Source organism: Dehalococcoidales bacterium, assembly GCA_028716225.1.
GTDB lineage: Bacteria > Chloroflexota > Dehalococcoidia > Dehalococcoidales > UBA5760 > UBA5760.
Genome location: JAQUQE010000018.1, coordinates 23,958 through 31,493, shown reverse-complemented (window position 1 = coordinate 31,493; position 7,536 = coordinate 23,958). Strand labels below are relative to the sequence as shown.

Annotated in this window: 8 protein-coding genes; 3 read left to right on the top strand and 5 right to left on the bottom strand. The window is 47.7% G+C overall.

All coding sequences use genetic code 11. From position 1 onward, the window contains the following. Together PHI12_09655 and PHI12_09650 are read left to right on the top strand one after the other, a co-directional pair. A partial coding sequence (locus PHI12_09655; GenBank protein MDD5511060.1) for a hypothetical protein occupies window positions 1-213 on the top strand: 213 nt, incomplete at its 5' end. 327 nt (window positions 214-540) lie between these two features. Beyond that, window positions 541-1,185 (top strand): hypothetical protein, encoded by a 645-nt coding sequence (locus PHI12_09650; GenBank protein ID MDD5511059.1) that lies wholly within the window; start codon window positions 541-543, stop codon window positions 1,183-1,185. A 736-nt stretch (window positions 1,186-1,921) separates the two neighbouring features. Here PHI12_09650 and PHI12_09645 read toward each other — a convergent pair. Continuing rightward, a complete protein-coding gene (locus tag PHI12_09645) occupies window positions 1,922-2,854 on the bottom strand; it encodes a hypothetical protein (protein ID MDD5511058.1) in 933 nt (310 codons plus the stop codon). A gap of 426 nt (window positions 2,855-3,280) precedes the next feature. Between PHI12_09645 and PHI12_09640 the strand changes: the two genes are divergently transcribed. Beyond that, window positions 3,281-4,156: a DMT family transporter gene (locus tag PHI12_09640; GenBank protein ID MDD5511057.1), complete on the top strand. Its 876-nt coding sequence runs from the start codon at window positions 3,281-3,283 to the stop codon at window positions 4,154-4,156. A 259-nt stretch (window positions 4,157-4,415) separates the two neighbouring features. Here PHI12_09640 and wtpA read toward each other — a convergent pair whose 3' ends face one another. From wtpA to PHI12_09620, 4 genes are read right to left on the bottom strand one after another with little or no spacing between them, the layout of a single operon-like run. Further along, window positions 4,416-5,480 (bottom strand): tungstate ABC transporter substrate-binding protein WtpA, encoded by a 1,065-nt coding sequence (gene wtpA, locus PHI12_09635; GenBank protein ID MDD5511056.1) that lies wholly within the window; start codon window positions 5,478-5,480, stop codon window positions 4,416-4,418. A 17-nt stretch (window positions 5,481-5,497) separates the two neighbouring features. Further along, complete coding sequence (locus PHI12_09630; GenBank protein ID MDD5511055.1) at window positions 5,498-6,091, bottom strand: molybdopterin-dependent oxidoreductase; 594 nt, start codon at window positions 6,089-6,091, stop codon at window positions 5,498-5,500. Further along, window positions 6,091-6,999, bottom strand: coding sequence for a hypothetical protein (locus PHI12_09625; protein MDD5511054.1), 909 nt, complete (start codon window positions 6,997-6,999; stop codon window positions 6,091-6,093). The genes PHI12_09630 and PHI12_09625 overlap by 1 nt, the downstream gene beginning before the upstream one ends. A 6-nt stretch (window positions 7,000-7,005) precedes the next feature. Beyond that, complete coding sequence (locus tag PHI12_09620) at window positions 7,006-7,536, bottom strand: hypothetical protein (GenBank protein ID MDD5511053.1); 531 nt, start codon at window positions 7,534-7,536, stop codon at window positions 7,006-7,008.

Below are 7,536 nucleotides of genomic sequence, written 5' to 3'. Positions count from 1 at the left end.
ATCTTTGAGTTAGAAAGTGGTTACATGGCCCACTGCGCTGATTGCGGATCGCTAGCCTTCTTTAATAATCCCCGGCTGCTGGAACGGCTGCGCTACGGGGGCGAACTCTGTCCTCATCATCCGGAGCCAAAGCCGTGCCGCGGTGGTCATACCACCTGGTGTTCCATCTGCAGGGTACGTCGGTTTTACTATGATGTGCCGGTGGGTAAATAGCACTAACTCACTAGTACATGTCATAGCTCTCTATCACTGAACACCTGTGGAACATCTTCCACAGGTGTTTCTATTTCTCATGGTACCGCTGGTTATTTCATGTTTTTGCTTTTGCGACGACCGTTTCTCTCCCCCCGGGGGGATGAGGATGTAATTGCTTCCTCTGATTAAACCAAAAGTTCTTTTGTTCAATAATGAAGCTGTAAACGTAAAGCACATTAACAACTGAATATCTATAGTCCAGAGCCTTGCCTTGTGGCTAAACAAAATGCCCTAGCCAGTGCTTAACAGAGCTAGGGCAAGTCTAACAAAGGGGGATTTACCACAATGCTAGACACACTCGAATATAACACAGATGACAATGACCATCAAGGTAATGGCAATCAAGGCAACGGGCATAACGGCTATGACAAGCTAAAGGGTGATTGGGCGCTATTCTATAAGGTAGCAAGTGGCTTTAATCACAAGGTGAAGCCAGAGGATAGAGAGGACTTCCTTCACGACTTGATACTGGTTATGGCCAAAGTCAAGGTAAAGTATGACCAGATGGGAAGGCCTTTGACAAAAGCGGGGTTGATACGGGTGGCCTGCTATGAGAGGGCGCAATACTGGAGAGTTCACTTTAAGAGGGTTAACGGGATAGACTGTAGCCGATGTAGCAAAGCGCAACGGGCAAAGTGTAAAGAGTACAATCTATACCGAGAATGTCCGAAGGCAATCAAGTTAGACAGCCTTGATAGGCTGGTAGAGGATGGTAACGGGGATAGCACACCGTTATGCGAATTGATAGCCGATGATAGCGCCGATTTTATACCTAGACTTGACGCTCGTCTTATTCTGGAAGGCTATCCTCACCGGTTTGTTAAGCTTGCCTATAAAAAGCATGCGGGCTATCGGCTAACCGATAGTGAAGCACACTACTACTGGCGCGAAAGAAAAAAGGCTCAAAAAAAGCTTATAGAAGCGTCATAAAACGGGGTGATTTACCAATATATATAGTGGAAGGGATAATACCTTCTCTAGGGTTTTGGCTAATGCCAGCGAGGTGCGGGTTAGGCAAGGTTCTGGACAACTGAATATAAAAGCTACCACTCAAGGGCAAGGTTTAACTTGCTTTTGGTGATATCCCTATAATTAGCTTATGGACTTTCCCACGGACATAAGTCGGGCTAGTCCATAATATCAGTAGTGCCAGCGGGTTGCGGGCTACTGATATGGTTATTTAAGGGGGTAGATAACAAAAGCAAGGCGATAATTGCTCGGTTTGATATAGGGTTAGCCTTGCCTTTTTTCAGAGAGCGGGGCGGTCTAACAACTTATAATGGGCCTCTCTTGATGAGGGTAGCCATACTTTTTTAACGGTATAGTATCCGCTATAGGGATACTATACCTTTTTTCGTCTCTATTTCCAGGGGTGGTCGGAAATTTCCGGCTACCCCTTTTTTATTCTCAATTGCACTAAATAAACTTTGTATAAACACACAATTTTATTTACCATCTTAATTAGTAACAGCGGTTATATTATCGCCAATCTCACTCTAGTTTCTTGCTGGGGAGTTCGTATCCATGCCCCCATAGCTCAATCAAGACTATATTTCCCTAGTCTCTAAGTCAACGGCTATGTAGGTACCCTTATGCTCGTAGGCAAGAGTAAATCTGAAACAGACACGGGGATACAATAGGTAAGCCCTATTTCACCCGTGATGAATCACTGCACGCCTTCCCGTTTGCGTATCTTCCCGTAGTAGAAACCCAGCCATAGAAACTGTAAAATACCGAAAGGCGAAATAACTCCTGCCGGGAAAGCCGCTTTTTCACCAAGAAAGGCGATGGCTACGGCACTGGCAAGACCAGCGTTCTTCAGGGTTGCAACCATAACCCAGCTTATCGCCGTGGGCCTTTCGACATTCATCTTGCGAGCAGCGAAATCTATGATATGGGCAAGTCCAAAGGTAAGGGTAAATGCGATGACAACAACCTCAAACAGTATATCGTGATGGGCGAAGAAAACCTCCCGGTTGACACCGATAACTACGTAGATTACCAGAAAGTAACTCCAAGTAACCACCGTATCTCGCCACCTTTTGATGCGTTCGAAAAGGCCCTTATAGATAAGCAAACGTGATACCGCCAGCGGAACTACTATCAACTGAGCCAGTATGGTGAGTAAACGTAGCGGGTTAACAAAATCCGAACCAAGCAACAGAATCATGAGAGCCGGTGTTATACCTAGCGAGGCGAGGTATAACCCTGCCGTTCCCAGCAGCGAGAATACTGTATTACCACCTAGCATATAGCTGAAGGGCACGGCAGCAACACCAGGCGGCATAGCCGCAAGGGTAACGAACCCTCCCCATATCTGGGTATCCTTTATTAACCACCTAGCCATAAGTAGCATGCCACCACCCAAAACAACATAGTTGAACAAAAGTGAAAGCAGCACTGGCCGCGGCGTCCTGCGCATTGAGGCGAGGTCTTGATTGCTAATGTCAAGTACAGAAAGGGTCATGTTTAGACCCAGGGCCGGCATCAGTAGTGTCTCCGTCCAGCGTGTATCCAGCCCAAAAGTCAGGGCAAGCACCATGGCAAGCATGAACACGAAATTGTGGTTCTTGACCAGGCTGGCAGCTCTTGCAGTCAAAATAATCTCCGTACCGAAAATCAATTTTACCCAAAAAGTGGGGTTATCAGTGATATGCGACAGCTATACAAGGTAAATTATGCCCGAAACACGGGGTGGCTTTCAAAGTCGCGTCATTAATCACCGTAGCCCACTTCATCCTGGCGTTTTTACTTTTGGAATTCTATATCGAAGCCAATCCAGCCCGTTTAAAACCTTTTCCACATCCGGCATCGAATATCCTGATTTGGCTTGTAAGTCAAATGGTCCCTGCGTGTATATTTAGTACATACCGAAAAAATGCTCATCATTGTATTAAACAAACGGCTGAAAGGGTCAATCGTCGCTAAAGGTATGATAATACAACCAAAGGAGGGACGACCTCAGTACTGATTATGATATAGAATATAGAATGACTTTTCCGAGGTTTATGCGAACAGGGTAGTCATGCTGGAGCGATTCAAATCAAGATTCTCCGGGTATTTGTATGTGGCCGTAGCAGCTATAATTTGGGGCTCTAATGGGGTGATTGTAAACCAGGTTGCCTACGATGCCCAGTCCATTACTTTCTTCCGAGTCATTTTTGCGAGTCTTACTCTATTACCTGTAGTGCTTATAACCCAAAGATCAGAAGTGATAACCGTTGCCAAGTCCTGGAAATCATGGAACATCATGCTGGGCTTAGGGTTAATGCTTACTCTGGGATGGGCTTTACTCTTCCAATCGATGAAACTCATTGCTATCGCCAATGCTGTCTTTCTTAACTACACGGCTCCAATATTCGCAACCTTGCTTATCCCTTTGTTACTTAAAGAAAAGCTGGAGAAATCTACGCTGATTGCCTTGGTTATTTCCGTAGGGGGGATATTGCTAATCTCTTTTCAACAGGGCTTGCGTTTTGGTGGCGATCAGAATCAACTGGGAATAGTTCTTGGGTTACTCGCTGGTCTCGCATACGCAGGATTCGTCATCTTATCGAAGAAGGCTTTGTCTAGTTTCTCAAACCAAGTTGTGGCGTTTTACTCCTACTCTATAGCCTCAGTGTTTCTCTTGCCTTTTGTAATAGGCATAGATTTTCCTCCCGATCTGCATTCCCTGATACTCCTTATGATTTTGGGTATCTTAAACACTGGCTTTGCAGTCACCTTCTACCTGAAAGGTTTGAATTTGATAAAGGCTCAGAAAGCAGTAGTATTAACCTATCTCGAACCTGCTAGTGCCGTGGTTTTTGGGTTAATATTTCTATCTCAAACGCCGACACCACTTATGATACTAGGGGGTTCTCTAATACTCGTGGCAGGATATATCGTATCTAGAAGATGAATTCTATAGTAAACCAAACTGAGGAATGTTAAATGATATTGGTTACGTAGTCACAATACACCATTACTACCCTTCAGCATAAGAGTTGGCACGCCTACTTAATAATCGGGGATGGTTGTCCAATTGTAGGTATAACTACACTACAGACAAAGGGTATGCTCTATCAAGAGTATAGAGATAAACCGCTTCAACATTCAGGTGAACAAACTAAGCTTGTGTGTAATCTGTAGGGTAACATTGTAAGCCAGAAGCCTGCCTTTCAACGCAGTAATTGCTTAATCCCGGAAGGCAGGCTCTCGGGATTATCGGCAATGGCCGGGGATATGGTGGGATGATCGTTGGAGGTCATTATTTTCTGTCCTTCCGGTTCCAGAAGAAACCTGACGAAATCAATTCCGAGATCAGGATTAGGGGCATTAGAGGGGATTGTAACGCCATAGATTATCGGCTGTCCCCTGAATTCCGGGTTCACAGAAGCGAAACGCTGAAAAGCGAGCTGGCAGATAACACTACCGTAAAAATCAGCGTATTCCTCAGAACTCAGGTTAATCTCCTCCGGTAGATGCAGAAATTGAGCCTGGTGTTGCTTGGCCACACTCTCATACTCGAAGGCATAATCGATATCCCCTGATTCCAATAATGATATCAGCCAGACACTACCGCCTCTGAGTACCAACCGCTCATTCTCTGGTTTTAGTATTTCGGGAATTAGAATCCGGTGGAAGTTGTCGGTCTCGGTAACGGTAATCGGCAAATAGAAATTACCCATGACATCTTCTAAAACTCTATCGTTACCGTAGAAATCCTCAGCAAGCTGACAGATCATCAGGGCACGATACCCGCAGGGATCAAGGCGGGGATCTGAGATACCCAGTCTGACATCGGGACGGCTGATGATCTCATACCAGTTTTCCGTGCTGATTTCATCGGCATATTTACTCTGCGCGGTATAGGCAATACCCACGGAATTGGTGGCAAACTTGATATACCAATCAGCATAGCTCTGGCCAGTACCTTCCATCTTTGTGCTGTACATCAGTAACGGAATCAGGTCATGGTCGGCAACTACCATCACATCGGATTCTTCGTACAGTTCGGTCACATGCCTGATTACCTGAATGCTGCCATGGCCCTCGATCAAAACATCGACACCGGGATACTTATCCTCGAAAGCAATCTCCATTTCTTTAAAGGGCACGATTAGACTACCGGCACACAGTACCCGCATCTGGCGGGTACTGTTACCGAATGGCATACAGGCATTCAAGCTGGTAACCAAGAGCACCAGACTTAGCAATCCTGTAACCAAAACCAGTCTTTGCATAACGGTGTAACCTGTCTCTAATTTTCTGGACCGGCGAGGCTAATAACTTCTATCCGTTCTACCCACTTTACCCACCAGTGTCCCTCGGTAAGCAGGTCGGCATTACCTACCACCGCTAATCTTAGCGGCTTGCCGTCGGCGTGAGTCAGAGGTTTTCCATCCTGCTCGAAGATAAGCAATAACTCCAGCTCTTCATGAGGGACCACAGACATGGTGCCCGGCTGATAGGTATCGAGGTCGCCATTGATCTGCTCGTAGTCGAATACCATAGAATACCCATCTTCAGCGGAGACATAGACCGCATCCGATGGTGTGATTCCGCCGACCAGCTTGCAGATATCTTCAACAGCCACTCCCCTGACCGAGTAAGGACCGTAGACTACGCCGACTGTGGTAAAATAACCGCCCTGCGCTTCACGGCTGGGCATGGCTACAATCTCCTGATAGCTGAGAGATTTTTGCTCGCCGCGGCTACCGGTCACGGTTACTTCCCAGTCGATGTTTTCCTGACTGGCGGTCAGCTGCCACGGCTGGAAATAAAAGAGACATGCGGCAGCGACACAGGCCGCGCCGACTATAATCAGTGTTAACCTGCTGGATCTCTTAGCCATTATTTACCGGTAGTAGCTACCCCTCCTTTTCTTCGATTTCGGTAGAGCGTAACCGCGATCAGGGTTGCCCCTACCGCTGCAATCAAACCGATCACCCAGCCGGGAGGTCGCGAGGATTCGCCGGTGTTGTTCTCCGATACTGCCGGTCCCGGTTCGGACCCGGTGATATCTGCCAGTGTCGTCACCGTACCTGCCGGTACCGCATCATCGGAGAATATCTCTATCCGGCTTATCCACTTGCCGGAAAGACCATTGGTGCTGGGCAGGCCTTCGTAGAAATGCTGGTACTTCTCCTCGGACAGGCAGATGCGCATATCCTCGTTGCCGAATACATACTTTCCCTCGGGATTTGTTGTTCCGGCCATAAATACCATCTGCATGGCAGTATGATATCCCGACTTGCCGGGATATCCCTCACCGTAACGCTCTCCAGATAGAGCATCCTCTCCGTTATACCAGCAGAGTACGATGGGCCCCTGACGGCCCAGCGGTTCGTAGATGTTGGCATAGCCAAATTCGGTATGCCAACCATCGGCAGCACTTAATTTTATCTCCTCGCCGGGAGACATACCGCCTATCAACTCGCAGAGGTCACGGACGTCGGTACCCATTACCGCTCCCTTATCCTTAAGGTTATTCACTTCTTCTCCATCCCAAACATCACCCTCGAATATCGGTCCCTGGTGATAATAATGGGTAACCCCATCGCCACAGACGGGCAGGTTATCCTCCATCCACTGATAATCAACCGTCTGGTAGGCGACAACAGCCTCTCCGTCAACAGCGTACTTAATCAGCAGCAGCGTTGTGGTTGGTTCCGCCGCCAGTAGCGAGTTTGCCGGCAGCAAGGCAGCCGTTACTGCTAAGATCATCGCCAGAGTTGCTGCAAGACCGAACCTTTTGCACATTTACAACTACTCCAAATCCGTATTTTTTCTACCGAGTTCCTTTCTCCGGCGCATGCGAAGACCCAGGGGTATGCCCACAGCGGCAGCCAATGACCCCACGATAATGAAAACGAGGGCCTTGTGTCCCCGCATCATTTTGTCCAACAAGCTATGCGGGCGGCCCACCTGTGTGACATTAGCCTCTAATTTTACTCCGTAGGCGACAGTATCACTCTTGTATGCCAGAAAGGTCACCTTTCCGGAGTACACGCCGTTTTCCAGAGAAGGGTCGCCATAAACCGAAAGCTCCACCCTCCGGTTCAGGTCCGTACTGGTAATCCTAATCTTATCCGGCTCGATACGAAAAGGAATACCCTCCGTGTCCACAAATAGCTCGCCGTCAAACTCGGAGGTTATGTAGATATAGGCGTTGCCGCTCCCGTTTTCAGGAACTTCAATATCCAGCTTGGTGGGTGCAACCGTAAAAGTATCACCGGCATGAGCGAAGCCGGGAGCAAGCCCGGCTAGTACCGCCGTAACCATGGCTAAAGCTACCAT

What these genes read in the sequence shown, in the direction of transcription:
- wtpA (MDD5511056.1), bottom strand. Translation starts at nt 5,480, where the DNA reads ATGCAAAGACTGGTTTTGGTTACAGGATTGCTAAGTCTGGTGCTCTTG.
- PHI12_09640 (MDD5511057.1), top strand. Translation starts at nt 3,281, where the DNA reads ATGCTGGAGCGATTCAAATCAAGATTCTCCGGGTATTTGTATGTGGCC.
- PHI12_09620 (MDD5511053.1), bottom strand. Translation starts at nt 7,536, where the DNA reads ATGGTAGCTTTAGCCATGGTTACGGCGGTACTAGCCGGGCTTGCTCCC.
- PHI12_09650 (MDD5511059.1), top strand. Translation starts at nt 541, where the DNA reads ATGCTAGACACACTCGAATATAACACAGATGACAATGACCATCAAGGT.
- PHI12_09630 (MDD5511055.1), bottom strand. Translation starts at nt 6,091, where the DNA reads ATGGCTAAGAGATCCAGCAGGTTAACACTGATTATAGTCGGCGCGGCC.
- PHI12_09625 (MDD5511054.1), bottom strand. Translation starts at nt 6,999, where the DNA reads ATGTGCAAAAGGTTCGGTCTTGCAGCAACTCTGGCGATGATCTTAGCA.